General features: G+C 62.7%; 20 protein-coding genes. 13 read left to right on the forward strand and 7 right to left on the reverse strand.

All coding sequences use genetic code 11. The features are described 5' to 3' along the window. The first annotated feature begins 62 nt into the window (after nt 1–62). On the forward strand, nt 63–4,967 hold the full coding sequence (locus I6E52_RS06410; RefSeq protein ID WP_197155574.1) for a DEAD/DEAH box helicase: 4,905 nt from the start codon (nt 63–65) through the stop codon (nt 4,965–4,967). After that, the gene (locus I6E52_RS06415; RefSeq protein ID WP_197155575.1) at nt 4,960–5,817 is read left to right on the forward strand and encodes a DNA-formamidopyrimidine glycosylase family protein; all 858 of its coding nucleotides are present in this window, start codon (nt 4,960–4,962) and stop codon (nt 5,815–5,817) included. Before I6E52_RS06410 ends, I6E52_RS06415 begins: the two co-directional genes overlap by 8 nt. A 94-nt stretch (nt 5,818–5,911) precedes the next feature. Here I6E52_RS06415 and I6E52_RS06420 read toward each other — a convergent pair whose 3' ends face one another. Both I6E52_RS06420 and I6E52_RS06425 read right to left on the reverse strand, forming a co-directional pair. Next, nucleotides 5,912–6,610, reverse strand: a complete 699-nt coding sequence (locus I6E52_RS06420; RefSeq protein WP_197155576.1) for a hypothetical protein — start codon at nt 6,608–6,610, stop codon at nt 5,912–5,914. Nucleotides 6,611–6,750: 140 nt separating this feature from the next. Further along, nucleotides 6,751–7,896, reverse strand: coding sequence for a hypothetical protein (locus tag I6E52_RS06425; RefSeq protein WP_197155577.1), 1,146 nt, complete (start codon nt 7,894–7,896; stop codon nt 6,751–6,753). Between the two features lie 300 nt (nt 7,897–8,196). On the opposite strand from I6E52_RS06425, the gene I6E52_RS06430 reads away from it, so the two are divergent. The 9 genes from I6E52_RS06430 to I6E52_RS06470 all read left to right on the forward strand — a co-directional run bounded on the left by I6E52_RS06430 (nt 8,197) and on the right by I6E52_RS06470 (nt 19,646). Then, the gene (locus I6E52_RS06430) at nt 8,197–8,595 is read left to right on the forward strand and encodes a (deoxy)nucleoside triphosphate pyrophosphohydrolase (protein WP_307842420.1); all 399 of its coding nucleotides are present in this window, start codon (nt 8,197–8,199) and stop codon (nt 8,593–8,595) included. Then, nucleotides 8,595–11,507 carry a DEAD/DEAH box helicase gene (locus I6E52_RS06435; RefSeq protein ID WP_307842421.1) on the forward strand — a complete coding sequence of 971 codons (2,913 nt, stop codon included), beginning with the start codon at nt 8,595–8,597 and terminating at the stop codon, nt 11,505–11,507. The genes I6E52_RS06430 and I6E52_RS06435 overlap by 1 nt, the downstream gene beginning before the upstream one ends. A 66-nt stretch (nt 11,508–11,573) precedes the next feature. Next, a complete protein-coding gene (locus tag I6E52_RS06440) occupies nt 11,574–13,724 on the forward strand; it encodes a RecQ family ATP-dependent DNA helicase (protein WP_197155581.1) in 2,151 nt (716 codons plus the stop codon). Between the two features lie 188 nt (nt 13,725–13,912). Then, nucleotides 13,913–14,743, forward strand: coding sequence for a hypothetical protein (locus I6E52_RS06445; protein ID WP_231601777.1), 831 nt, complete (start codon nt 13,913–13,915; stop codon nt 14,741–14,743). 145 nt (nt 14,744–14,888) lie between these two features. Further along, a complete protein-coding gene (locus I6E52_RS06450) occupies nt 14,889–15,461 on the forward strand; it encodes a hypothetical protein (RefSeq protein ID WP_231601778.1) in 573 nt (190 codons plus the stop codon). 102 nt (nt 15,462–15,563) lie between these two features. Next, the gene (locus I6E52_RS06455) at nt 15,564–15,845 is read left to right on the forward strand and encodes a metal-sensitive transcriptional regulator (protein ID WP_197155583.1); all 282 of its coding nucleotides are present in this window, start codon (nt 15,564–15,566) and stop codon (nt 15,843–15,845) included. A 61-nt stretch (nt 15,846–15,906) separates the two neighbouring features. Further along, complete coding sequence (locus tag I6E52_RS06460; protein ID WP_197109446.1) at nt 15,907–16,131, forward strand: heavy-metal-associated domain-containing protein; 225 nt, start codon at nt 15,907–15,909, stop codon at nt 16,129–16,131. A 101-nt stretch (nt 16,132–16,232) separates the two neighbouring features. Further along, nucleotides 16,233–18,458 (forward strand): heavy metal translocating P-type ATPase, encoded by a 2,226-nt coding sequence (locus I6E52_RS06465; RefSeq protein ID WP_231601973.1) that lies wholly within the window; start codon nt 16,233–16,235, stop codon nt 18,456–18,458. Nucleotides 18,459–18,542: 84 nt separating this feature from the next. Next, complete coding sequence (locus tag I6E52_RS06470; protein ID WP_197155586.1) at nt 18,543–19,646, forward strand: sorbosone dehydrogenase family protein; 1,104 nt, start codon at nt 18,543–18,545, stop codon at nt 19,644–19,646. Nucleotides 19,647–19,662: 16 nt separating this feature from the next. Here I6E52_RS06470 and I6E52_RS06475 read toward each other — a convergent pair whose 3' ends face one another. Both I6E52_RS06475 and I6E52_RS06480 read right to left on the reverse strand, forming a co-directional pair. Continuing rightward, nucleotides 19,663–20,073: a nuclear transport factor 2 family protein gene (locus I6E52_RS06475; RefSeq protein ID WP_197155588.1), complete on the reverse strand. Its 411-nt coding sequence runs from the start codon at nt 20,071–20,073 to the stop codon at nt 19,663–19,665. A 60-nt stretch (nt 20,074–20,133) separates the two neighbouring features. After that, entirely contained in the window at nt 20,134–21,057 is a 924-nt protein-coding gene (locus tag I6E52_RS06480) for a YihY/virulence factor BrkB family protein (RefSeq protein WP_231601779.1), read from the reverse strand. Between I6E52_RS06480 and I6E52_RS06485 the strand changes: the two genes are divergently transcribed. Further along, nucleotides 21,049–22,191 (forward strand): VOC family protein, encoded by a 1,143-nt coding sequence (locus tag I6E52_RS06485; RefSeq protein ID WP_231601780.1) that lies wholly within the window; start codon nt 21,049–21,051, stop codon nt 22,189–22,191. The two genes, I6E52_RS06480 and I6E52_RS06485, sit on opposite strands and share 9 nt — an antisense overlap. Before the next feature lie 16 nt (nt 22,192–22,207). Here the strand turns inward: I6E52_RS06485 and I6E52_RS06490 are convergent, their stop codons facing one another. The 3 genes from I6E52_RS06490 to I6E52_RS06500 form a co-directional block, all read right to left on the reverse strand. Next, a complete protein-coding gene (locus I6E52_RS06490; RefSeq protein WP_197155594.1) occupies nt 22,208–22,834 on the reverse strand; it encodes a GyrI-like domain-containing protein in 627 nt (208 codons plus the stop codon). A 32-nt stretch (nt 22,835–22,866) separates the two neighbouring features. Beyond that, the gene (locus I6E52_RS06495; protein WP_197122994.1) at nt 22,867–23,238 is read right to left on the reverse strand and encodes a PH domain-containing protein; all 372 of its coding nucleotides are present in this window, start codon (nt 23,236–23,238) and stop codon (nt 22,867–22,869) included. Between the two features lie 99 nt (nt 23,239–23,337). Next, nucleotides 23,338–23,853: a hypothetical protein gene (locus I6E52_RS06500; protein ID WP_197155597.1), complete on the reverse strand. Its 516-nt coding sequence runs from the start codon at nt 23,851–23,853 to the stop codon at nt 23,338–23,340. 198 nt (nt 23,854–24,051) lie between these two features. Between I6E52_RS06500 and I6E52_RS06505 the strand changes: the two genes are divergently transcribed. Next, complete coding sequence (locus I6E52_RS06505) at nt 24,052–25,278, forward strand: ThiF family adenylyltransferase (RefSeq protein ID WP_197155599.1); 1,227 nt, start codon at nt 24,052–24,054, stop codon at nt 25,276–25,278. Nucleotide 25,279: the final 1 nt, after the last annotated feature.

Raw genomic sequence — 25,279 nt, forward strand, 5'->3', positions numbered from 1 at the left:
CCGCTGCACGCCTTCGGCGAAATCCGTAGGGCACTGTCAGGGGTTACGACGAAGATAGAACAATGAGCGATGTGCTCGGCAAATTTTCGCCCGCCACCCGAGAGTGGTTCCAGGGCGCGTTCGATGCTGCCACCCCGGCCCAACTCGGCGCCTGGGATGCTGTCTCCTCTGGGGCTAATGCGCTCGTCGTTGCCCCCACCGGTTCCGGTAAAACGCTCGCCGCTTTCCTGTGGGCGATCGACCAGCTCGCTTCGAGCCCTCCCCCGGCGAACCCCAAGCAGCGCACGCGCGTGCTCTACATCTCTCCGCTGAAGGCTCTCGGCGTTGACGTCGAACGCAACCTTCGCGCACCACTCGTCGGCGTCACGCAAACCGCTCGGCGGCTCGGGCTCGGCGAGACCGACATCACCGTGGGCGTGCGCTCGGGAGACACCACCGCGCAAGACCGCCGGCTGCTCGCGCGGCTTCCTCCCGACATCCTCATCACGACCCCCGAGTCGCTGTACCTGATGCTTACCTCGGCGGCGCGCGAGACCCTCAAAAACGTCGACACCGTCATCATCGACGAAGTGCACGCCGTCGCCGCCACCAAGCGCGGCGCCCACCTTGCGCTCTCTCTCGAGCGGCTGGATGCCCTGCTCGCGAAACCCGTGCAGCGCATCGGCCTCTCCGCCACCGTGCGACCGATCGAAGAAGTAGCTCGGTTCTTGGGCGGACGCGCCCCCGTCACGATCGTGCACCCGCCCTCGGCGAAGACCTTTGAGTTGAGCGTCGTTGTTCCCGTTCCCGACATGACCATCCCCGGCACCGTGGCCTCCGCGCGCGGCAAAGCCAGCGGCGGCGATGGCAGCGACGACGAGGCGACTCCGGAATCGGCAGCATCCCTCTGGCCGCACGTTGAAGAGCGCATTGTCGATGCGATTCTTGAGCACCGCTCCACCATCGTTTTTGCTAACTCGCGGCGGTTGGCCGAACGGTTGACCGCCCGTCTCAACGAGATCTATGACGAACGGCTCAGCGACGGCACCACCGGTGGTGACGGTGCCGGGGCTGGCGCTGGCGCTGGCGCTGGCGCTGGCGCTGGGGCTGGGGCTGGGGCTGGTGCTGGAACTGGAACTGGCGAAGGCGCAAACAGCGGAGCCGGTAATGCCGCCGCCGTTCTCGAGCGTTCCCAAGCCAGTGCGGATGCCGCAGCCTACGCCGCCCCGCAGCAGCCGTGGAAGCCGCCCGCCCAGATGATGGCGCAAGGTGGATCCACCATGGGTGCCGCTCCGCTGCTGGCCCGCGCGCACCACGGCTCCGTCAGCAAAGATCAGCGCGCGATCATCGAAGACGACCTCAAAACAGGAGTGCTGCGCTGCGTTGTTGCGACGAGCTCGCTCGAGCTCGGCATCGACATGGGTGCCGTCGACCTTGTCATTCAGGTCGAGTCGCCGCCGTCGGTCGCGAGTGGGCTGCAGCGCATTGGGCGAGCCGGGCATCAGGTCGGGGAAATCTCTAAAGGAGTGCTGTTTCCGAAGCACCGCACCGACCTCATCCACACGTCTGTCGCCGTTGAGCGGATGCGCAGTGGGCAGATCGAAGCCCTCTCGGTTCCGACAAATCCGCTTGATGTGCTCGCGCAGCAGACCGTCGCCGCCGTGGCGCTCGACGAAATCGACATCGAAGAGTGGTTCGACACCGTGCGCCGCAGCGCGCCGTTCTCGACCCTGCCGCGCAGCGCTTTCGACGCGACCCTCGACCTACTGAGCGGCCTCTACCCGAGCGACGAATTCTCTGAGCTGCGTCCCCGCGTCGTGTGGGATCGCGTGGCCGGCACCCTCAGCGGTCGCCCCGGGGCGCAACGCCTCGCCGTCACCTCGGGCGGCACCATCCCCGACCGCGGCCTCTTCGGCGTCTTCATGATCGGCGGCGAAGCGGGAGCTCCCGGCCGTCGCGTCGGTGAACTCGACGAAGAGATGGTGTACGAATCGCGCGTCGGCGACGTATTCGCCCTCGGCACCACGAGCTGGCGCATCGAAGACATCACCCACGACCAAGTGCTCGTCTCCCCCGCCTTCGGCCAGCCCGGCCGCGTTCCGTTCTGGAAGGGCGATGGCCTCGGCCGCCCGGCAGAGCTGGGCGAAGCCATCGGGGCGTTCACTAAAGAAATTGCTACGGCATCCGCTGACGATGCACGCGCTCGGGCCGAGTCGATCGGGCTCGATGAGCACGCCGTCACCAACCTGATCGCCCTCGTGACCGAGCAAAAAGCATCCACCGGTCACGTGCCGAGCGACACCACGCTCGTCGTCGAACGGTTCCGGGATGAGCTGGGCGACTGGCGTGTGATCCTGCATTCCCCGTACGGCATGCCCGTGCACGCGCCCTGGGCGTTGGCGATTACGGCGCGCATCCGCGAACAGCTGGGCGTGGATGGCGCAGCCATGGCCGGTGACGATGGCATCGTCGTGCGCATCCCCGACACCGATGCCGCGCCGCCCGGTGCCGACCTCTTTGTGTTCGACGCTGACGAGCTCGAACAGATCGTCACGGAAGAAGTGGGCGGCTCCGCGTTGTTCGCCGCGCGCTTTAGGGAGTGCGCCGCTCGCGCCCTGCTGCTGCCGCGCCGCGACCCCGGCAAGCGTTCGCCGCTGTGGCAGCAGCGCCAGCGGGCCTCGCAACTATTGGATGTGGCGCGCAAGTACCCGAGCTTTCCCATCGTGCTCGAGACTGTGCGCGAAGTGCTGCAAGACGTGTACGACCTGCCGGCGCTCACGGCGCTGACGAAGCGCATCGCCAGCCGCGGCATCCGCGTGATGGAGACCGAGACGGATGTGCCGTCGCCGTTCGCGCGCAGCCTGTTGTTCGGTTATATGGCCGCTTTCGTATACGAGGGGGATTCGCCGCTCGCCGAGCGTCGAGCCGCCGCGCTCTCGCTCGACCCGGCGCTGCTCGCCGAGCTTCTTGGCCGTGCCGAGCTACGCGAACTGCTCGACCCCGACGTGATCGCCCAGACCGAGAACGAGCTGCAGCGGCTGGTGCCAGAACGTCATGCTCGGGATGCCGAGGGCATCGTAGATCTGCTGCGCGTGCTTGGTCCGCAGACCGTCGCTGAGATCGAGGCCCGCTCGCTCGTGACAGGTGCAGCCCTCGCCACCGACCTCGCTGGCCTCGCGAAAGCGAACCGCGTACTCGAAGTGACCATCGCCGGCGAACGCCGCTGGGCCGGCATCGAAGACTCCGCGCGACTGCGCGATGCGCTCGGAGTTCCCCTGCCCATAGGCGTGCCCGCCGCGTTCATCGAGCCCGTCGACGATCCGGTCGGCGACCTCGTGAGTCGCTACGCCCGCACCCACGGACCCTTCACCCTGGCGGATGCTGCAGCCCGCTTCGGTCTCGGAACAGCCGTCGTCCAGGACACCCTGCGTCGCCTCGCGGCCGACCGTCGTGTTGTCGATGGCGAGTTTCGCCCCGGCGCGAGCGGCACCGAGTGGTGCTCGGTGGATGTGCTGCGTCGCCTGCGCAGTCGCTCACTTGCGGCACTGCGGCAAGAGGTCGAGCCGGTGTCCCACGCGACGCTTGGTCGGTTCCTGCCCGCCTGGCAACACGTGTCCGCTGCCGGTGACTCACTGCGCGGAATTGATGGCTTGGCCCAAGTGATCGACCAACTTGCTGGGTACTCAGCCCCGGCATCCGCGTGGGAAAACTTCATTCTGGGTTCGCGCGTGCGCGACTATTCGCCCGCGTGGCTCGATGAGCTGACGACGTCGGGCGAAGTGGTGTGGGCCGGGCAGGGTGCGCTGGCGGGCAGCGATGGCTGGATCAGTTTGCACCCCGCGGCGACCGCAGCGCTGACGCTGCCCGAGCCTGATCGGGATGGGCTGAGCGAGCTGCAGCAGAACATTCTGGACGCGCTGGCGGGTGGCGGTGCGTTCTTCTTTAGGCAACTCTCGAATCAGGTGGGCAGCACGGATGACAAGGTGCTGCTGAAGGAACTGTGGGATTTGGTGTGGCGGTCGCTCATCACGAACGACAGTTTTGCGCCCCTGCGCGCGCATCTCGGAGGCACGGTGCGGGCCACTCGGGCACCGCGTCCGGCACGGGCTCGCGCCTATCGCGGTCGTGTGTCGACGGTCGCGCAGGCGGGGCCGCCGAGTGCGTCCGGCCGGTGGGCACTGCTCGAAACTGCTGAGGGCGAGACGACGGTGCGCGCCAAGTCGACCGCCGAGTTGATGCTCGAACGGCACGCTGTCGTCACACGCGGTGCGGTCGTGAGCGAGGGCATCCGTGGTGGATTCGCCCTGACGTACCGCGTGCTGAGCGGCTTCGAAGAGACCGGTCGTGCCCGCCGCGGTTACTTCATCGAGGGGCTCGGTGCCGCCCAGTTTGCGACCGGAGCCACCGTCGATCGCCTTCGTGGATTCACTCGGGATCCGGATGCTGCGCCCCAACTTCTGGCGATCACTCTCGCCGCGACCGACCCCGCCAACCCCTACGGGGCTGCTCTCGGGTGGCCGGGGCTGGGTGGCGAGGATGCTGGGGCTGAGAGTAGTGACGCTGGAGTCGGTGCTGCTGGTGCTGCTGGTGCGGCCGCTGCTGCTGGCGCTCGGGCTGCTGGCGACGACGACTCGGACGCGTGGGCTGCAACGTCGGCATCGGCATCTGCTGCCGCATCCGCAAAGCCCGCCGCTGACTCCCCCAAGAAGCACCGCCCCGGCCGTAAGGCAGGTGCGATCGTTGTGATGGTCGATGGGCATCTTGCGCTCTATCTGGAGCGTGGCGGCAAGTCGCTGCTCGCGTTCGACCTCGAACCCGCCGTTGTGGATGCCGCGACCCGCTCGCTCACGAGCACCCTGCGCGGAACGCTGCCAAAACTCCGCATCGAGAAGGTCAACGGTGATTTCGCCGTCGGCACCCCGGTGGGTAAGGCGCTCGTGGAGGCCGGATTTGTCGCAACGCCGCAGGGGTTGAGGTTGCGTGCCTGAGGGTGATTCCGTCTACAAGGCGGCAGCGAAACTACGGGCGGCGCTCGACCACCAAGTGCTCACCCGCACCGATTTTCGGGTACCCGCGTTTGCGACGCTCGACCTCAGCGGCCAGACCGTCACGAGCGTGGTACCGCGCGGCAAGCACCTGCTGATTCGCGTCGCCGAGGGCACCGACGCCGCCACGGTCGACGCCGCTGCCACCGCCACTGCCACCGCCACCCCCGCGGGTGACCCGGGCTCGGGCCTCACCATCCACAGCCACCTCAAGATGGAGGGCGTCTGGCAGATTTACGGCGCCGGCGAACGATGGCGCAAGCCGTCCTACTTGGCTCGCGGAGTGCTGAGCACGGCAACGAAGACCGCGGTAGGTTTCGAACTGGGGCTGCTCGAAGTGGTGCCCACGGCATCCGAAGACAGCATTGTGGGTCACCTGGGCCCTGACCTTCTCGGGCCTGATTGGGATGCCGAACTCGCGTTGGCGAACCTGCTGTCTGACCCAGCGCGGCCGGTTGCGCTCGCGCTACTCGATCAGCGGAACCTCGCCGGTCTCGGCAACGTTTTCGCGAACGAGTTGAGCTTTCTGCGCGGTGTTCGCCCGCACACCCCCATCGGCGAGATCGCCGACCCGAAGCGCCTCGTCGCGCTCGCATTCAAGGCGATCATGGTGAACAAGGACCGCCCGATCCGCAATCTCACGGGCCTGCCGCGCGGCAAACCCCGCTACTGGGTGCACGGGCGGCGCGGGGAGCCGTGCCTGCGGTGCGGCACCCGCATCGAGTCAGACCAGCTCGGCACCGGCCCCACCGACACCCGCTACATGTGGTGGTGCCCGAGCTGCCAGAAGTGACGCGAAGTCCATCCGGTTACAAGAGAGATACAAGAATGAGATTTAGAGCTTTTAGCTCCACGTCTCGTGCATAGAGAAGGCCACTATCTCGCGATCATCTGTTCGACCAAAATCCAAAGAGCACGCCGCTCCCCAAAAACATGGCGCCGATAAGCACGAGCATAACGAATCCAGCAGCTATCACGGAGGTTCGCTCGGACCCTAAAGTTAGAAGTGCGGTTTTCAGCTCCGTGCGGGTCGCCCGTCTGTGTATTAGCCAAGCCCTAATGACCGCTTCACGTTCGCTCCCGATGCGTCCAACGTCAATCACGGCCCGGATGGTCCATATAAGAACGATCATGGCGAGCCAGATCGAGACAATAGATGCTGCGAAAATGAACAACGGAGTCAGGTCTCCGCTTGGCGTGGAAACTAACGCGCCAAGAAGCGCACCGACCAGCGAGCCTGAAACCAATAGCAGCACACCCGCAGAGCCTCGGCCCATGAAGTTCAACCACGACCAGAGTAAAGAGTCGCGGTTCACCAATGGTTTATAGGTAGCTGCGGCGCCGAGAGATATCAGGGAGACAAAAACGAAAATTATCGCGGGAAGCGAAGTAATCCACAGAACCGTGACGCCAATTCCGCTCTTTTCGTTTACCAAGAGTGTCCAATAGACTCCGAGCCCAATAAGCGCTGGGACGCCGAAAGAGAGCATCGCAGTTTTATACGCCCGCGTTTCCCGACTTCGCGTCACTGACTCGCCCTCCCCTGCGCTAGTGGGCCCTGGGCCAGCCGAAACAATGTCGCTCATGAAAGTTCCTTAAATTTGGTGGCGTCCGGGGTCTAGGAGAACGTAATCGCGGTGAAGCCGACTACGTCGGATTCATTTCGCCCGACCGGACGGCAAAATCCTTCAAGTAAAATTCTTCGCCGAAGCTTCTCGAGGTCGATCTAAGAGGCGGAAGCATCCGCCAGGTCAGGCAACAACGCTGTGATCGATTCCCTCCATCCAGAAATCACAGCAATCCCTTCAATAATTCGGTTGGTTGCGCGCCTGAGCGCTTTCGCTACAGGGTCCAAGTCACGAGCAGATTGACTCAAAATGCGGGTGCCGTCCCGGAACACGGTCAGGCCCACTGCGCCCTCCTCTGCGGAATTCACCAACGACAACATGCTGTTGAGGAATATGGCGCCGTCGTCGGTTACTTCTTCTTCGCCGGACTGATACCGCGTGATAATGTATTGCACCATCGCTCCAAGCCTCGAAATATCATCGTAAAAGGCATTTGCAAGCTCTTCCATACCATCGGCAGTCGGCTGGAGTTCGGCGGCAAGCGCGCGCGTAAGAAGAAGCTTTCCCGCAAAGCCTCTTCCTTGAGCGTCAGACTCCGCAGCATCAGCCGCGAATTGCGTAGACCTCTCTCCAACCGAACTCATCTCGGCCGAGAAGTCGCTCATTACTTCGATAACGTGGGATAGCGCGCCCTCGCCTTCAGCGAGAATGTCGATTATGCCGGGTTCCGCCGCTGAGGTGTCATCCTGATCCGGCGCAATGGAACGGGCCACATCGTTCACAACGTCGATCGGGGCGCTGGCGGTTGCCGCGAATATGCTCGTTGCCCGCAGGGTTCCCCCACCACCATTCAACGATGCACGGAGGCTATCTATGAGATCGTTTCTCGCTCCGATGAGCCCCGCGGTTGTTCGATTGAACTGAATCGTTCGTATCGTCGTAACGTCGAACGGTAAACGCCCGTACTCACCGATTTGGAGTGTCATTTTGCTCGGCTGGGAATGTCTTAGTCCAAGCTCATACATGACATTCGGGTTTGCATCGCTGAGGTCAGCGATCACGACATCGGCATCACGGAGGTACGTAAAGATCTGGTCCGGAATCTCGCCTGCTTCGGCGATCCTGTCAGCTCTGACGGGCGACAATCCGAAGTGCGCACAAGCTGGCTCAAAGACCTCTTCCCACATCACAATAGATTGCTCATATCGTGCGCGTCCCGGCTGGCCCACCGGCTCAAGTCGGTCCCCAATAGGCGAGACTATAAAGCAAGTGAGATTGGCGCCAAGCTGGTCATCTTCGGGCATGAGAGTTCCTTTGTTTTTGACTCAGACTAGCGGGATTCTCTGTTCGAAAAGTAGCTCGGGAAGAACGTGTCCTGTTTGGGCCTCAACGACGAGAAAAACGAAGGAGCGATGACCAAAGCATTGTCCTCGCCGACACTCAAAGCCCTAAAAGCTCGTTGTCCTGATCCTCACGAATCGAATCCAATCGGTCGATAATGTCGCATGCTGCTGGGGCCGGCCCGGCCTAGGCTAAAGAGAACGTGTGGACTCGCAGCTACGACCGGACACTCGTCAATCATGAAATCCCGAGAGAGATCATCAGTGAAGAAACAGCTCAACGTCGTCGGTGCCGTCATCGCGCGCGATGGCCTCATCCTCTGTGCCCAGCGCGGACCCGGCGGGGCTTTGCCCGGGATGTGGGAGTTCCCCGGCGGCAAGATCGAAGCCGGCGAGACTCCTCGTGATGCACTCGCGCGGGAGATCACCGAAGAGCTGGAGTGCGAGGTGGAAGTGGGCGAGTTGATCACCACGACATCTCACGAGTATGACTTTGGGATCGTCGTGCTGACGACCTTCTACTGCGAACTGCTCTCCGGCACGCCGGTCCTGACCGAGCACGCGGAAGTCCGCTGGCTAGACCCCGCAGACCTAAGTTCACTTGAGTGGGCCCCTGCCGACATCCCGGCGGTCAAGCTGATCCAGAAGGCGGCGAGCGCCTAGTGGCAACCGACCTTCGCGAACTCGAGCCCTTTGGCCAAGATGTCGAATTTGGGTACGTCGACAAGACCGTTCACGCTCCGCGAAGACGTCACCCTCACCTGGTTCTCAACACAAAGAACGACTCGATGCTGCGGGCGCTGCGAACTGAACTGCAGCGAGCCACCTCTTTCACATTTTCGGTGGCTTTCGTCTCGCCGCGTGCAATCGCATTGCTCAAACAGGAACTGATCGATTTCGAAGGCGTCGGGCGAATCATCACCTCCGACTATCTCGGTTTCAACACACCCCACGCATTTTCGGAACTGCTCAATCTCAAAGAGCTCGGAATCGACGTTCGCATCCACAACGAGACTGCGTTCCATCCGAAGGGCTATGTCTTTCAACAGCCGAGCGGCGTCACTGCAATTCTCGGTAGTTCGAACCTCACTGAGACCGCTCTAGCGAAGAACCACGAATGGAACCTCCGGGTCTCAGCTACCCGCGATAGTGACCTCGCCGAACAATTCACCAACCTTCTTGACGATGAGCTATTCAACTCAACGCCTCTCACTCAAGGCTGGATCGACGACTACGCCGCCCACTACCGACCTCCGGCGCTAAGCCCGCGAGGCGGACGACGGTCGCCCCCAGCGCTCGATGAGCCAGAGACAGTCGGGGCGATCACTCCGAATGTCATGCAGGTCGATGCTCTCAGCGCGATAGCTACAGTGCGTGCGGCTCAGAAGGACCGAGCCCTGGTTATCTCCGCGACCGGCACAGGAAAGACAATTCTTTCTGCTTTGGATGTTCGCGCCGTCAATCCGCAACGTCTACTCTTCGTTGCCCACCGTGAGCAGATCCTCGACCGAGCCATCACCGAGTTCCAGAAAGTACTCGGTGCGCCCAGAGCAGACTTTGGAAAGATCACCGGCAACGAGCGTGAGCCCGACAAGCGTTATGTTTTCGCCACTGTGCAAACTCTCTCGCAGCAGCACGTACTCGACAGCTTGGACCCCACCACCTTCGACTACATCCTGATCGACGAAGTGCACCGTGCCGGCGCCAAGAGCTTCACGAGAGTCCTCGACCACTTTCAACCGAAGTTCCTTCTGGGGATGACGGCTACGCCCGAGCGCACTGACGGCGAGAACATCTTTGAGTTGTTCGACTACAACGTCCCGTACGAAATCAGATTGAACACCGCTCTCGAGCTGGAGATGCTCGCCCCGTTCCACTACTACGGGGTCGCTGACATCACATTCGACGACGGCTTCACCACGACCGAAACGACTTCGCTTTCACGGCTTGTAACTCGAGAACGTATCGACCTGATCCTGAAGTCCATCGAGACCTACGGTCAGGCAGGAGCAAGCCCGTGCGGCCTGATCTTCTGCAGCCGCAAAGAGGAAGCGCACGCCCTCTCGGGTGAGCTCAACAAGCGGCATCTTCGCGGAAGGCAGCTGCGCACAGTCGCGCTCACCGGCCAGGATTCGATCGAAGCGCGCGAGACTGTAGTTGAACGCCTTGAAGCGGGTGAACTCGATTACGTGCTCACAGTAGACATCTTCAACGAGGGTGTCGACATCCCCACCGTGAACCAGATCATCATGCTGCGCCAGACTCAGTCGAGCATCGTGTTTGTTCAGCAGCTCGGCCGCGGCCTTAGAAAGGTCGAGGGTAAGGATTACCTAGTCGTCATCGACTTCATCGGAAACTACGCGAACAACTTCCTCATCCCGATCGCGCTCTTTGGTGATGACTCGCTCAATAAGGAGTCGATTCGCAAGAACCTCATCGCGGCCGAAGAAGTTGGCGTCCTCGCGGGTCTCTCGAGCGTGCGCTTTGACCAAATCTCCCAGAAGCGCGTCCTTGAATCCCTTGCGACCGTGAAGCTCGACAGCTTTCAGAACCTCAAAAGTGCGATTGAAACGGTGCGGAGACGTGTCGGTCGTGTGCCATTGCTCTCGGACTTCTTGAAGTTCGAGTCAGTCGACCCTGTTGTTCTTGCTACAAAAATGGGGAACTATCCCGCTCTGCTCGCCAAGGTCAAGGTGGCCGAAAACGAGCTCTCCGAGCAGGAATCACGAGCGCTCACGGTCGTCTCGAAAGAACTACTGACGGCCAAGCGCCCTCACGAATTGCTGCTCCTGCGCACGCTGTTGGCTATCGGGAACTTGGACGACGAATCGGCAGCGGCGACGCTCGCTGCGGCGGGACTACCGGTCGACAACATCACCGCGAAAGCTGCTCTTCGAAGCCTTACGCTCGAGTTCAATACTGCATCCGAGATCTCCACGTTCAAGAGCCCAGGCCCCGCGACCACAAACGACCGCGGAGCTGCCGAGCTAAGCCCAGAATTCGCAGACGCGTACCGAACGTCGGCCCCGTTTCGAGCCCACCTTGACGACGTGATCGACAGCGGTCTGCGACTCACAGCCGATCGCTACTCCCCCGCTGGGCCGTTCACTCCGGGTAGTCAGTATTCGCGCAAGGACGCAAGCCGACTTCTCAACTGGCGAAGCAACATGTACTCGACGATCTATGGCTACAAGGTTGATACGGACACGAGTACCTGCCCCATTTTCGTGACGCTTCACAAGTCCGAAGAAGTCTCCGAGAGCACCGCCTACGATGATGAGCTGCTCGACTCCCACACGATGCTTTGGTACACGCGCAGTAGAACCAATCTGGAGACCCCCGAAGTCCGCAAGATTCTCGACGGGGCAGTCGACATCCATGTGTTCTCAAAAAAGAGCGATGCAGACGGCCCAGGTCATTACTACCTTGGTCAAGCAACTGCGCAGCAGGCTGAGCAAACGACGATGCCCGGCGCAGCAGGCAAAGAACTTTCTGTCGTGCGAATGCACCTGCGATTCGAAAAGCCAATCCCCGCGGGCCTCTTCGATTACTTCCATACGAACCTTACGGAGTAGCTGCCACTCGGGGCACTGCGCGTCGCTCCGCACCGAAAAGTCAGCACCCCCTGCCACACTAGCCACGTGACAGATACCCGCACCGATGCCCTGGCCGTTCTCCGCACGCTTGTGGGCAACGAGACTGCCGATTTTCATGAGGGACAGTTTGAGGCGATCGAGACGCTCGTCGATGGGCGCCGCCGCGCGCTCGTGGTGCAGCGTACGGGGTGGGGAAAGTCCGCCGTCTACTTCGTTTCCACGCTGCTCATGCGCCGGCGAGGTGCGGGCCCTACTGTGCTCGTGTCGCCACTGCTGGCGCTCATGCGGGATCAGATTGCTGCGGCATCCCGCGCCGGAGTTCGTGCCGTCGCCATCAACTCCACCAACCCGCACGAATGGGCCGAAGTTCAGCAGCAGCTCGCCAACGATGAAGTCGACGTGCTGCTCGTCTCGCCCGAACGCCTCAACAACCCCAGCTTTCGCGACAACCAACTGCCCGCACTGATCAACCGCATCGGGATGCTCGTCGTCGACGAAGCGCACTGCATCAGCGACTGGGGCCACGACTTTCGCCCCGACTACCGCCGCCTGCGCGAACTCATCGCCACCATGCCCGACGGCGTCCCCGTGCTCGCCACCACCGCCACCGCCAACTCCCGCGTCGTCGCCGACATCGCCGCGCAACTCGAAACCGGGAGCAGCGACAGCGCCGAAAACACAGCCACGGGCGGCACCGAAGTCGTCACCATCCGCGGCCCCCTTGCGCGAGCATCCTTGCGCTTGGGTGTCCTTAAACTGCCGGATGCCCGAGCTCGCCTCGGCTGGCTGCTGAGCCACCTCGCCGAACTGCCCGGCAGCGGCATCATCTACACGCTCACCGTTTCGGCCGCCGAAGACACCGCGCGGCTACTGCGCGACAGCGGCATGGATGTGCGCGCCTACACCGGCAAAACCGACCCACAAGAACGCGAAGAATCCGAACAGGCACTCAAGAACAACACCGTGAAAGCCCTCGTCGCCACGAGCGCGCTCGGCATGGGCTTCGACAAACCCGACCTCGGCTTCGTCGTGCACCTCGGCGCCCCCTCCTCCCCCGTCGCCTACTACCAACAGGTCGGCCGCGCCGGTCGTGCCACCGACAACGCCGACGTGCTGCTGATGCCGGGCCGCGAAGACGAAGACATCTGGGAATACTTCGCCACCGCATCCATGCCCGACCAAGCCAACGCCGAACTCGTAATTGCCGAGCTGACTGCCGCCGCCAGCTCTGGGGCCGGGCCCGTCTCCACGCCAGCGCTCGAAGCCCGCGTGAACCTGCGCCGCACCCCACTCGAACTGCTACTGAAAGTGCTCGACGTCGATGGCGCCGTCGCGCGGGTTCAGGGCGGCTGGACCGCCACCGGCCAAGCCTGGAGCTACGACGCCGAACGCTACGCCGGAGTCACCGCCGCCCGCCGAGCCGAACAACAACACATGCTCGACTACGAACAACTGCCCGCCGGCACCGAAGGCTGCCGCATGGAATACCTGCAACGCGCCCTCGACGACGACACCGCCACCCCCTGCGGCCGCTGCGACAACTGCGCCGGCATCTGGTACCCCACCGACATCAGCACGGATGCCACCACCCGCGCCACCGCCACCCTCGACAAAGTCGGCGTCCCCATCGAACCCCGCGCCCAATGGCCCACCGGTGCCGACAAGCTCGGCGTCCCCGTGCGCGGACGCATCAATCCCGAACTCCGCGCCACCGAAGGCCGCGCCCTCGCCCGCCTCACCGACCTCGGCTGGGGCGGAACCCTGCGCACCCTCTTCGCCCCCGGCACCCCCGACGCGCCCGCGAGCCCCGCGCTCGTCGCGGCCTGCGTCCGGGTGCTCGCCGATTGGGGCTGGGATGAGCGACCCGTCGCCGTCGTCTCGATGCCGTCACGCAGCCGACCACAACTCGTGGCATCCGTCGCCGAAGCCCTCGCCAGCGCCGGCAAGCTGCCCTACCTCGGCGCGCTCTCGCTCACGGGCGATGGGCCACACGGCGACCCCGGCGGAAACAGCGCCTACCGGCTCGCAAGCGTGTGGGGGCAGTTCGCGTGGGCCGGAGACGAACTACCTCAGGGCCCGATCCTGCTCGTTGATGATCTCGTCGACTCCCGCTGGACACTCACGATTGCCGCCAAAGCACTCCGCGAAGCCGGGGCGGATGCCGTGCTCCCGTTCGCGCTCGCGCTGCGCGGGTAACCCTGCGCGGATAACCGCAGGCGACGAACCCCTCGCGGCCTCGCAACCGTTAGCCGTGTGTAGCGAACCCACCACCGGGCATCCGCGGCCCCGGGCGCTCCGCACGCTCCCTGCCGCTTCACCGGCAAGAAAGCTATTCTGTTAACTCAAGCAACGGAGCCGTTGCAGTGCGATCGGAGGTCGCCACAATGTCAGGTCTCTTCTCACAGCAGAGCCCCTCCCAGTACGCGCGCTCGCTCGAACGCCACTCCGACGCCATGATCGCCGCCGCAAACACCAACGGTCGCGCTCTTCCCTCCGACACCACGCCCCACAACTTCGCCCTCGGAGCATTTCTCTCACTGTTCGCGATTCCTCTCGCGATCGCCGCCGCTATCCTTGTAGGCCTGCTGGGCTTCGGAATCGCAGCCATCTTCGGAGCCCTCGGAATGCTCACGGCATTTCAACTCTTTACCCTAGGTTCTCGCCACACCATCACGCGCGGCCGTGACTTCATGTTCGCCCTCATCGTTGGCACCATCGCTACCGTGCTCGGAGCCCTCTCCGGCCTGCTCTCTGACGTCTACACCAGCTTCATTTCTAACGGCGGCACGACCGGAATCATTGAGGACATCCTCGCGGGGCGCGCCGATTTTCCTTTCCCGACCCGGGCCGAACAAGTTGCCATTCCGCTTACCGTCACCGCCGTTGTCGCCATCCTCGTGATTGTCATGAACGTCGCCAAAGCCCTTGCTGCCCACCGCGACAACCTCATGGCGAAAGCCAATGCTGCGGCCACATCAGCAACTACCCGCTTCGAGACGTCGCGGCAAGCATTGTCGTCATCAGCCACCAACTCGGCGAATGCAGCCAATCGTTTTGCCAATCACGTCATGACTATCAATGCCTCATCCCCCGGGATCATCCTCAACGGAAAGCCACTCGACGAACAGGAGACCACGAAGGGGTTCTCGTCGAGGGTGAGCGACCTCGCCCACAAAGCCATCAGGGCGTGGTCAGGTCTTCGAACCGAGAGATAGGCATCCACGGGAAACAGCCACCCGATGGGTGCGGCATCGAGATCATCGCCCTGAAAAGCCCACACCGGAGGAATACTTAGGTATCGTTAGCGCTAGTAACGACGCTCGGTGAGAGATTCCCGCCGCGTCTACGAAGGTGGCACCCATGTCAGAAATGCACCCCAGCCCCTCACACGGCAGCTACGCGACCGCCAAGGGCCGGATCTTCGAAGTCGAGGCCCAAGTCGCCGCCGCTGAACAGCGCCGCGGCAACATCCTCCCCGAACCAAAACGGCCCTACAGCTTTCGTCGGGGACTGCTCTTCGCCCTCCTCACCATCCCCAGCACCGTCATGTTCGTTGCAGTATTCGGTCTCAACTCGCCCATGGCCGGCATCGCGCTCACGCCACTGGCCGTCGTTGTCGCCTTTGGCCTGTTCTCGTACGGCTCCGGGCGCCGCCCCGTCACCGGCCGGGGCTTCACCGCCGCCACCGGAATCGGCATCATCACCATGATCGCGGGTGCCGTCATCAGCACCCCCTACAGCCGCTACTTGACCTACCTTTACAACGACGGCAGCGGCAGCATTCTCAGCAGTGATTTCGGCAACACCTTCACGATCTGGGTGAACGCGAACATCGGAAACATAGTTATCCCGAGCGCCCTCGTAATGGTGATCTCCGTCGTGATGGTGTGGAGAAAAGCGCGAGCAGCCGAGGCCAGCACAGCAGCCCCGTAGCGAGCATCCCACTCATCCCTCGGGCCGATCACGGTTGACTTTCGTAACCCAGAGGCGTCTAATGGGAATACCCCTTGGGGGTATCCGGTTGAAGGGAGCACAATGCCTGGTTACGACGACAACAAAGAACTGCTGCTCAAGCGACTGCGTCGCGCCGAGGGTCAGGTGCGCGGCATCCACCGCATGATCGAAGAAGACACCTACTGCATCGACGTGCTCACTCAGGTGTCGGCCGCCACGAAGGCTCTCGAGTCAGTCGCGCTTGCTCTGCTCGACGACCACCTCAACCACTGCGTCGCCGAAGCCAGCCGTGAAGGCGGAGCTGTCGCCGACGAAAAACTTCGCGAAGCGAGCGCCGCCATCGCGCGCCTCGTTCGTTCCTAGAACTCGTTCCTAACAACAACTTCCGCCCGCGCCTCGCGCCTGCGGCAATCGAAGGAGAAACATGTCTCACACCGCCGATTATCTGGTCGAAGGAATGACCTGCAGCCACTGCGTCTCCAGCGTCACCGAAGAACTTTCTGAAGTGGATGGCGTCACCGAGGTTTCGGTTGACCTCGCCTCGGGCCTGCCCTCCACCGTTTCTGTCACGTCGGAGACTCCCCTCGACGACGCCACTGTCAGCGCCGCAATCGAGGAGGCCGGCTACACGTTCGTGAAGAGTCTCTAATGGTCGCGGCATCCGACAACGCAACAACTACCGACGGCACAGCGACCACCGCAGAGCCCGGCACCATCAACCTGCTGGATGTCGAACTCGACATCACCGGAATGACCTGCGCCTCCTGCGCTGGCCGCATCGAGCGCAAGCTCAACAAACTCCCCGGCGTCGAGGCGAGCGTAAACTACGCCACCGAGAAGGCTCGCGTTCGCGCGCCTGAGGGCATGGATCCCGAGCAGTTTCTAGAAACCGTGAAGGCTGCGGGCTATAGCGCCGTCATCCCGGCGCCCATTCACGAGCGTGACGAGAACGACAACGTGAGCGCGAAGAGCAGCGACGACGACTGGGCTTCTCAATTGCTGCACCGCTTGCTCGTCTCGACCGCACTGGCCGTGCCAGTCGTACTCATGTCGATGATCCCGGCGCTGCAGTTCACCTACTGGCAGTGGCTGGCCCTCACCCTGACCGCGCCGGTTGTCGTCTGGGGTGCGTGGCCGTTCCACCGCGCTGCAGCTGTGAATCTCCGCCACGGTGCCGCCACCATGGACACCCTCATCAGCCTCGGCATCATCGCCGCGTTCGGCTGGTCGCTCTACGCCCTCTTCTTCGGTGGCGCTGGCGAAGCTGGCATGCACATGACGATGACCTTCTTCGGAACACCCCACGGTGGCTCAAGCGAGATCTACCTCGAAGTCGCCGCCGCCGTCACCGTCTTCATTCTTCTCGGCAAGTACATCGAGGCCCGCGCTAGCCGCGAGTCTGGTGCTGCTCTTCGCGCCCTGCTCGAACTCGGCGCGAAGGATGCCGCCGTTCTGCGCGGTGGCGTCGAACAGCGCGTTGCCGTGTCCTCGCTCGTCGTCGGCGACCACGTTGTGGTGCGCCCGGGCGAAAAGATCGCCAGCGACGGACTTGTCATCGAAGGCAACTCCGCCGTCGACGCCAGCATGCTCACGGGCGAATCCGTGCCCGTCGAAGTCGGCCCCGACGACCGCGTCACCGGCGCCACCCTCAACGTCGGCGGACGACTCGTCATCGAAATCACTCGCGTCGGCCGCGACACCGAACTGGCCCGCCTCGGTCGCATGGTCGAAGAAGCACAAACCGGCAAAGCCGACATCCAACGTCTTGCCGATCGCGTTTCGGCCATCTTCGTTCCGGTCGTGCTCGGCCTCGCGGTCGTGGCATTCGTCGGCTGGATGATCGCCGGCGGCCCCATAGAACTCGCCTTTACCGCCGCCGTTACGACCCTCGTTATTGCGTGCCCCTGCGCCCTCGGCCTTGCAACGCCGACCGCCCTGCTCGTGGGCACCGGTCGCGGATCGCAGCTCGGCATCCTCATCAGCGGACCCCAAGTTCTTGAGCAGACCCGCTCTGTTGACACGATCGTGCTCGACAAGACCGGAACTGTAACGACCGGCGAAATGCGCCTCAGCTCGATCGAGGTGCTCGAAGGCGAAAACGAGGAGCTCGTACTGGCTCGCGCCGCCGCCGTCGAGGCTGGCTCGGAGCATCCAGTGGGCCGTGCAGTTGTTGCCGCAGCTGATGACCGCGGCCTCACGCTCCCCGCTGTCACCGACTTCGCCGCCCATGCGGGCACCGGCGTTCAGGCCACCATCGATGGCACCGTCGTATTCGTCGGCAAGCCCTCGTGGCTCACCGCCGACCACCACCAGACGGTGTCGGATGCCGCCCTCACTCTGGTCGAGAAAGCCGAAGCCGCCGGGTCGACCGCGATGGTCATCGCGTGGGGCGGTCACGCGCGAGGCGTGCTGGTTGTCGGCGACACCATCAAGGCAAGCAGTGCGGACGCCATCGCCGAGTTCATCCGCCTCGGCTTGCGCCCCGTGTTACTCACGGGCGATAACGCTGGCGCTGCAGCATCCGTGGCCGGCGCGGTCGGAATCACCGACGTGCACGCCGGGATCACGCCGCAGGGAAAGCTCGACGTCATCCGCCAGTTACAGGCCGACGGCCGGGTTGTGGCGATGGTCGGTGACGGAGTGAACGACTCTGCCGCTCTGGCCGCCGCCGACCTCGGCATTGCCATGGGTGGCGGAACGGATGCCGCGATCGCCGCCAGCGACATCACCGTTGTGAGCGGGGACCTTATGGTCGTCGCCGACGCCGTTCGCCTCGCGAAGCGCACGCTCGGGATCATCCGCGGCAACCTGTTCTGGGCTTTCGCCTACAACGTAGCGGCCCTGCCGATCGCGATGCTCGGTCTGCTCAACCCGCTCATCGCGGGCGCGGCAATGGCCTTCTCGTCGGTCTTCGTGGTGACGAACAGTCTGCGGTTGCGCGGTTTCCGGGGCTCGGTCGACTCTCGAAACTCCTAGTTACGGGCACGAAACCGAGCCACAATCGGGGAGCAAAGACGCCAAGACCTTTCTTCTCAGACGAATCTGCGGTGGGATTAGCGCATGCGTTCTCCCCGTTTCACCGCCGTGCTCGTTGTTGGATTGCTAGCGGGATGCGCTCAGTTGCCAGTTGCTGAGCCAGAACAGTCAGCAGGAACGTCGGCGCCAAGCGTCGACACCGCCGCCGTGACAGTCAACGCCGCCGAGGAAGCGACGACGATTGTTTCAGGGCTGGACGCTCCGTGGTCGATGGTGCGGCTGGCATCCGGTTCGACGCTGATTAGCGAACGCGACACCCAGCTCATCAAAGAATTGACCGCCGGCGGAGATCTTCGCGAAGTCGGGATCGTAGGCGAGGCTGCCCCCGACGGCGAGGGCGGGCTGCTCGGTCTTGCCATGTTCGACGAGACCCAGCTGTACGCCTACCTCACCACCGCGACGGACAATCGCATCGTGCGTTTCGAACTCGAAGGTGAGGCTGGCAGCTATGCGCTCGGCGCGAGCGTCGACATCATCACCGGCCTGGGCAAGTCGCGTATTCACAATGGCGGGCGCATCGCCTTTGGCCCCGATGGGATGCTCTACGCCACTGTCGGCGATGCGAGCGATCCCGAATCAGCCCAAGACCTCGACAGCCTCAACGGCAAGATTCTGCGGATGCAGCCTGACGGCTCCGTTCCTGACGACAACCCTTTCGACGGATCGCTGGTCTACTCCCTCGGGCACCGCAACCCGCAGGGCCTTGCGTGGGACGACGAAGGCCAGCTGTGGGCTTCAGAGTTCGGCCAAAACACGTGGGATGAGCTCAACATCATTCGTGCCGGCGCCAACTATGGCTGGCCGCTCGCAGAAGGGGAATCCACGGGTTCCAGCTTCGAAGAACCCGTCTACCAGTGGGCAACCGACGACGCGAGCCCCAGCGGCCTCACCTTCATCGACGGCACCTTCTTCATGGCGGGCCTCGGCGGCGAACGACTGTGGGAAATTCATCCCGGAGAGACGACCACCGCGACGGCGACTTTCGAGAATGCTGCCGGCCGCATCCGTGATGTAATCCCCGGCCCCGATGGCAGCCTCTGGATGCTCACCAATAACACCGATGGCCGGGGCGAGCCCCGCGACGGTGACGACCGCATTCTGCAGGTGGAGCTGACTGCCGCGCCCTAAGGCAAATGCGGTTTACTCACTCCGCGGATGCCGGACGCTGGACGTAAAACTCGGTGAACTCTTGGCAGCGCCCCGCGTCATCGAATCGCATCACAAAGCAATTATCGTAGACGCGCACAATCGGGCCATCCGGGGTGTCGCGATACGACGAAACACCTTGAGCGACGACCACAGTTCCGTCTACGGCGATCGGGCGATAATGTGCTTCGAACGTGCCTGGTTCATCGACATCACTAGCACCGCCCTGGTCATCACCTTCGCCAAGCCACGACGCCACAACCGCATCCCGATCCCTATACGGCTCATCGTACGGGTGGTAGCGATACGCGATGTCATCGCTGAAGAGCGCGCCAATCAGCGCGGGATCAAAGGACAGCCACGCCGCAATGTAATCATCGAGCCAACGCTGAGCACTCTCATAATTCATGGGAAAACGGTACTCGCGGTGCGCGGCCATCACAACAGGGAAGCCGGTAATTATCCCGAGTTAGTCAGCGTCACCATTGCGCGTTCGAATGGCGATGCCGGCAGCCTCATCCGCTGCCTGACGGCGAGCCAACACGAGATTGCGAAAAGTATCGCGCACGGGCAGTTGCACGGTGTTCTCTGCTGAGACGCCGGCCCTCAGCTGGCGCAGGCGGGTGAACTCGGCATCAACCTCGACGCCGGCCACGACCGCGAGATTGCTGATGTAGAGCCAAATCAGCAGCGCAAGCGCTCCCCCAAGCCAGCCATAGACGCGGTCGTAGTTCGCGATCGTGGAGACGTAAAAACCGAACCCCGCGGTCGCGAGGCCCCACGTCACAATCGCGAACACAGCGCCGGTGCTGACCCACCGCATCCGTTCGTGGCGGATGTTCGGCGTGTAGTAGTAGAGCACCGCAATGATGAGAGTGAGGATGCCACCGAGAACCGGCCAGCGACCGTACGACCAGATCGCGACCCAGGGTTCTCCAAAGCCGAACGCTTCACCGATGGCGGTGGCGACGTTGGTGGTGGTGAGCAGGAGCACAGCCACGGCCGCAAAGGCGGCAAGGAGGAAGGCCGAGAGCACAAGCATGAGGCCGCGGAACTTCACAAAGCGACGCCCCTCTTGGATCTCAAAAACGCTGTTCGCGGCTCGCCCGAACGCGGTGGCATAGCTCGACATCGACCACACGCTGAGGGCGATGCCGATGGCGAGAGCTAGGCCCGGGCTTCCCACTGAGAAGAGTTGGGTCAGGGGCTCTTTGAGGGCCTCCACGGTGTCTTCTTGCAGCACTTCTCGCGCCAGGTCGAGCACGGTCTCGGCCGCTTGGTCTTCACCCTGACCTAGCGCTAACGCTGAAACGACGGTGAGTGCGGCAGGGAAAATTGCGAGCGCAGCAAAGAATGCGAGCGTCGCTGCGGAGTCGATTCCGCGATGCAGCATGAACCCGTGATAAGCGCGCTGGAAGGCGTAGCGCCACTCATGCCGACGCCCTGCGGCACTGTGATCAGTGGCCCTGGGCTTAGCAGCACTGTCGCCGCGTTCATCGGGGCTCGCGTCTGGCCCCAACTCGTTCACATTCATCCCGCCAGCTTAAACGAAACCTTCTCTCGCAGCCTGACGCGGCTTATGATCGTGTCAATAGCCGCCGCGCGTTGCGACGACATGGGTTCGAGGAGGAACACCATGAATACGATTACGCCGTGCCTGTGGTTCAACGGCAATGCTGAAGATGCTGTGCAGTTCTACACCACGGCGTTTTCCGACAGTTCGATTGTTGACACCACTCGCTACCCCTCGGAGGGTTTAGCTGATTTTCAACAAGATCTTGCCGGTGCGGTGCTGACGGTTACTTTCCGTCTCGCGGGGCAAGACTTTTTGGCGATCAACGCGGGCGAGCGGTTTGCGTTCAACGAGTCCACGTCGTTCATGGTCAATTTCGATCCCTCTACTGATCCGGATGCTCGCCGCAATCTTGATGCGTTGTGGAATGCGCTTATCGACGGCGGCAGTGCGCTCATGCCGATCGCTAATTACGATTTCAGCCCGCGCTATGGATGGTTACGAGACCGATTTGGCGTGAACTGGCAGCTCATTCTCACCGATCCCGCTGGTGAACCGCGGCCGACCATCATGCCCGCGCTGATGTTCGGAGATGGCGTGCAGAACCGTGCTCGAGAGGCCATCGAGTTCTACGCCTCGGTGTTCGATAATGCGCAGTTGGGGGCTGACGTTCGCTATACCGAGCGCACGGGCCCCGCGCATCCCGGTTCGGTGATGTTTGGAGATGTCAGGCTCAGAGACCGGTGGTTTGTAGCGATGGACGCCGCTACCCGCAAACACGTGACGTTCACGGAGTCCGTGTCGTTTGTGATTCCGTGTGCCGATCAGGCGGAGATTGACCGCTACTGGGCGGCGCTCTCGGCGGTTCCCGAAGCCGAAGCCTGCGGCTGGTGCAAAGACAAATTCGGCGTGAGCTGGCAGATCACTCCCGCCAATATCGACGAACTCATGAAACGGCCGAATGCCTTCGAGCACATGATGCAGCTGAAGAAAATCGAGATCGCCAAGCTTTAGTTAAACCCGCTCCGGACTAGGCGCGTTCCACCGGCTGCCGCAGCAGGGTGCGAAGCTTGGATGCCTCGACTTTGCGAAAGTCGTTGAAGTAGATCTCGTGGTGCTTGCCGGTCATCCGCAGCCCCTGCTTGGGAATGAACTCGTTATGCATCTGCGCCAGAATCTCGGACTCATCGTCATAAGGCCCGAGGTGGAGTGTTTGCACGCACAGCCCCTCGTCGAGGGTCTCGAGTCGCACCTTGCCGAGACTGGCGGGCAGGTTCTCGGGCGTCTTGCTCTTGGCGACCACCGAAGCAACGGCATCCTCGAACATGGTCGGGGTGATCCACTCGGGCGCAAGGATCATCGCGGTCCAGTCCCACTGTGACTTGTCGCGCCCGCTCGTGAAGGCGGCCATATCTTCGGCCCACCAGAGTGCTTCGAGCGGCGGCACAACGTAGTCGCGGTCGAGCGCTTTGCTCGCAAATTTCAGGGTGTAGGCGACCGGATAGAGCGCGCCGATCGCCGCCGTGTACTCGCTGTCGATACCGGGCGCACCATGGCCGTCGACCATGAGGTATTGCTGGGGTGGGACATCCAGAATCCTGAACTCGTTGTGGCGCGCTTTATACGCGTCGAGCGTCTTCTTGAAATCAGTTTTCATTGCCCCACCTCGCCGTACCTAGGCTCGTATTGTTAGCTCGCGCCGATCACCACGTTGGCGATGAGCATATCGAGCTTGCGCACGTCGATGGCCTTGCCGACCTTGATCTTGATGTGGCCAGCGCGGGTCCACAGTTCCAATTCGGCGTTAATGTCGAGGGTTCCGGCGTTCTCGGATGACCACATGAGTACGTTCGAATAGGGCAGCGAGTAGAGCTCCACCTTCTTGCCGGTGATGCCTTGAGCGTCACGCACGATGAGGCGCTTGTTGGTGAACACGGCGCTGTCGCGGAAGGTTTTGTAGGCCGCGATGGGCTGCTCACCGGGGAGCAACATCGGCATGACATCTTCGGGAATGGGGGCTTCAGAAACGAACGTCCAGGCGGCGATTACGGCGGCTTCCATCGGGTACTCCTCAGATCGGGTTGCGAGCCGAGATCTCCGGCCCGCCCACACCCTATCGGTAGGCAACGACGCTGGAGGGTCGAGGGTCGAGGGCTGAACCTAGCCGCCGACCCAGCCTTCTATTCCGAACATGCCAAGTTCTGCCTCGCACTGATCGAGCACAGCTCTATAGGCAGCCGTCCATTCGGCAGAGTCGGGATCATAAGGCTCCCCCTCCGCAGCAATCGCGGCCGCCGGGGTCACCGCTTGCAGTTCAGCGATCAGCGGTGCCAATTTGGTTTCTTCCGACGGAGAGATCCGCTGAATCATCCTCGCGGCGACGCGTTTCGCTCCTTCGTATTCAGCTTCGATCGCCCGCCCCTGATCGACTGAAGTGCTCAAATTGAAGGTGAGGGTTACCGCGTCGGATACCTGCTCGCAGACCACTTGCGTTTCGATTAACGGATCGACGGCGTCGATCGGATCTTCAGCTTCGGCGGTACACGAGGCAAGGGGAAGAATAAGCAGAGCGGCCGCGACGGCAGCGAATGCCGGTCGACTTCGACGAACAGACACCACGAGACCTCCTTGAAAGGGGACGGCAACGGTGAACGGTGAACGGTGAACGGTGATCATTGCGCCATCGTCTGATCGGTCTGATCATTCCACAGAGTGACTTATTTGATTACCGCTCATGAATTTCAGCAACTCTACGCCACCGAACGAACGGGCAAAAGCCCCACGTCCGAAAGCCGCAGCAGACCCCCAGAGTGCCCGTAACGCGGAGGCTAGAATCGTGACTGTGTCGCTCCCGGCGCGGTAAGGATCGAACTAGTGACGTCGCCAGCTCAGCATGACCGCCAGCCGCTCGTCGAGCCGAGCGCGCAGCTCAACCCCGACCGTCTGATCCGCTATTCGCGCCAACTCGCTAACCCCGGCTTTGGCGAACTCGCCCAGCGTCGCCTTGCGAACGCCCGAGTGCTTGTCGTCGGCGCCGGCGGCCTCGGCAGTGCCACCATTCCCGCCTTGGCCGCGATGGGCGTTGGCACTATCGGCGTGATCGATACGGATGTTGTTGAGCTCTCGAATCTGCACCGACAGCTCGCTCACGGGGTTGCCGATATCGGCCGCAGCAAGCTCGAATCGATGGCCGAAACCGTCAGCCGCATCGACCCGGAGATCGAGGTCATCCTCCACGACGTGTGGCTCGATTCCCGCAACGCGCTCGAACTCTTCGCGGGGTATGACCTCGTGCTCGACGGCAGCGATAACTTCGCTACGCGCTATCTCGTCAATGACGCGGCCGCGCTGACCGGCATCCCCGTCGTGTGGGGTGCGATCCTGAGCTACGGCGGCCAAGCCGGAATTTCGTGGTCAAGTCACGGGCCGACCTACCGCGATCTCTTTCCCGTTCCCCCGGCGCCCGGCACCGTTCCTTCGTGCGCTGAGGGCGGCGTGCTGCCCACCGTGTGCGCCATGATCGGCGCCATCATGTGCTCCGAAACAGTGAAGCTCATCACGGGCATCGGCGAACCACTCCTCGGTCGCGTGAGCACCTACGACGCTGTGTCGGGGCGATTCCGGGAACTTGAGTACGCCGCGAGCGACGATGCGGATGCCATTACCGAGCTCATCGACTACGACCTGTTCTGTGGGGTGACGGCGGCGCCCGCGTCGAGTGGCACCCACGGCTCGAATGACGCCAGCAGCAACAGCGACGACGCTAGCGGCACAAGCAGCGCGAGCGACGAGATCGAGTCGCGGGAACTTGCGGCCATGCTCTGCGGTGATGCGCCACTGCAACTGGTCGATATTCGTGAACCCTTTGAGTTTGCGATTGCCGCGATTGAGACTGCCGAGCTGATTCCGCTGGGTGGCCTCGAAGGCCGGCTTGCCGACATCCGCACCGACATTCCTGTGGTTGTGTATTGCCACCACGGCATTCGCAGCGAACGTGCTCTGCGGATGCTGCAGGGTGCCGGCTTCACCAACATCCGCCACCTAGTGGGCGGCATCGACGACTACGCGCAGGTCATTGATCCTGCGCTCGCGAGGTACTAAA

Origin of the sequence: Salinibacterium sp. NG253, assembly GCF_015864945.1 — a bacterium.
Taxonomy (GTDB): domain Bacteria; phylum Actinomycetota; class Actinomycetes; order Actinomycetales; family Microbacteriaceae; genus Rhodoglobus.

Bases quoted from the DNA above. Each gene is read 5' to 3' on its own strand.
- I6E52_RS06410 (WP_197155574.1), top strand. From the start codon at position 63: ATGAGCGATGTGCTCGGCAAATTTTCGCCCGCCACCCGAGAGTGGTTC.
- I6E52_RS06420 (WP_197155576.1), bottom strand. From the start codon at position 6,610: ATGAGCGACATTGTTTCGGCTGGCCCAGGGCCCACTAGCGCAGGGGAG.
- I6E52_RS06425 (WP_197155577.1), bottom strand. From the start codon at position 7,896: ATGCCCGAAGATGACCAGCTTGGCGCCAATCTCACTTGCTTTATAGTC.
- I6E52_RS06445 (WP_231601777.1), top strand. From the start codon at position 13,913: ATGTCAGGTCTCTTCTCACAGCAGAGCCCCTCCCAGTACGCGCGCTCG.
- I6E52_RS06450 (WP_231601778.1), top strand. From the start codon at position 14,889: ATGTCAGAAATGCACCCCAGCCCCTCACACGGCAGCTACGCGACCGCC.
- I6E52_RS06455 (WP_197155583.1), top strand. From the start codon at position 15,564: ATGCCTGGTTACGACGACAACAAAGAACTGCTGCTCAAGCGACTGCGT.
- I6E52_RS06460 (WP_197109446.1), top strand. From the start codon at position 15,907: ATGTCTCACACCGCCGATTATCTGGTCGAAGGAATGACCTGCAGCCAC.
- I6E52_RS06465 (WP_231601973.1), top strand. From the start codon at position 16,233: ATGACCTGCGCCTCCTGCGCTGGCCGCATCGAGCGCAAGCTCAACAAA.
- I6E52_RS06470 (WP_197155586.1), top strand. From the start codon at position 18,543: ATGCGTTCTCCCCGTTTCACCGCCGTGCTCGTTGTTGGATTGCTAGCG.
- I6E52_RS06475 (WP_197155588.1), bottom strand. From the start codon at position 20,073: ATGAATTATGAGAGTGCTCAGCGTTGGCTCGATGATTACATTGCGGCG.
- I6E52_RS06485 (WP_231601780.1), top strand. From the start codon at position 21,049: ATGCAGCATGAACCCGTGATAAGCGCGCTGGAAGGCGTAGCGCCACTC.
- I6E52_RS06480 (WP_231601779.1), bottom strand. From the start codon at position 21,057: ATGCTGCATCGCGGAATCGACTCCGCAGCGACGCTCGCATTCTTTGCT.
- I6E52_RS06490 (WP_197155594.1), bottom strand. From the start codon at position 22,834: ATGAAAACTGATTTCAAGAAGACGCTCGACGCGTATAAAGCGCGCCAC.
- I6E52_RS06495 (WP_197122994.1), bottom strand. From the start codon at position 23,238: ATGGAAGCCGCCGTAATCGCCGCCTGGACGTTCGTTTCTGAAGCCCCC.
- I6E52_RS06500 (WP_197155597.1), bottom strand. From the start codon at position 23,853: ATGATCACCGTTCACCGTTCACCGTTCACCGTTGCCGTCCCCTTTCAA.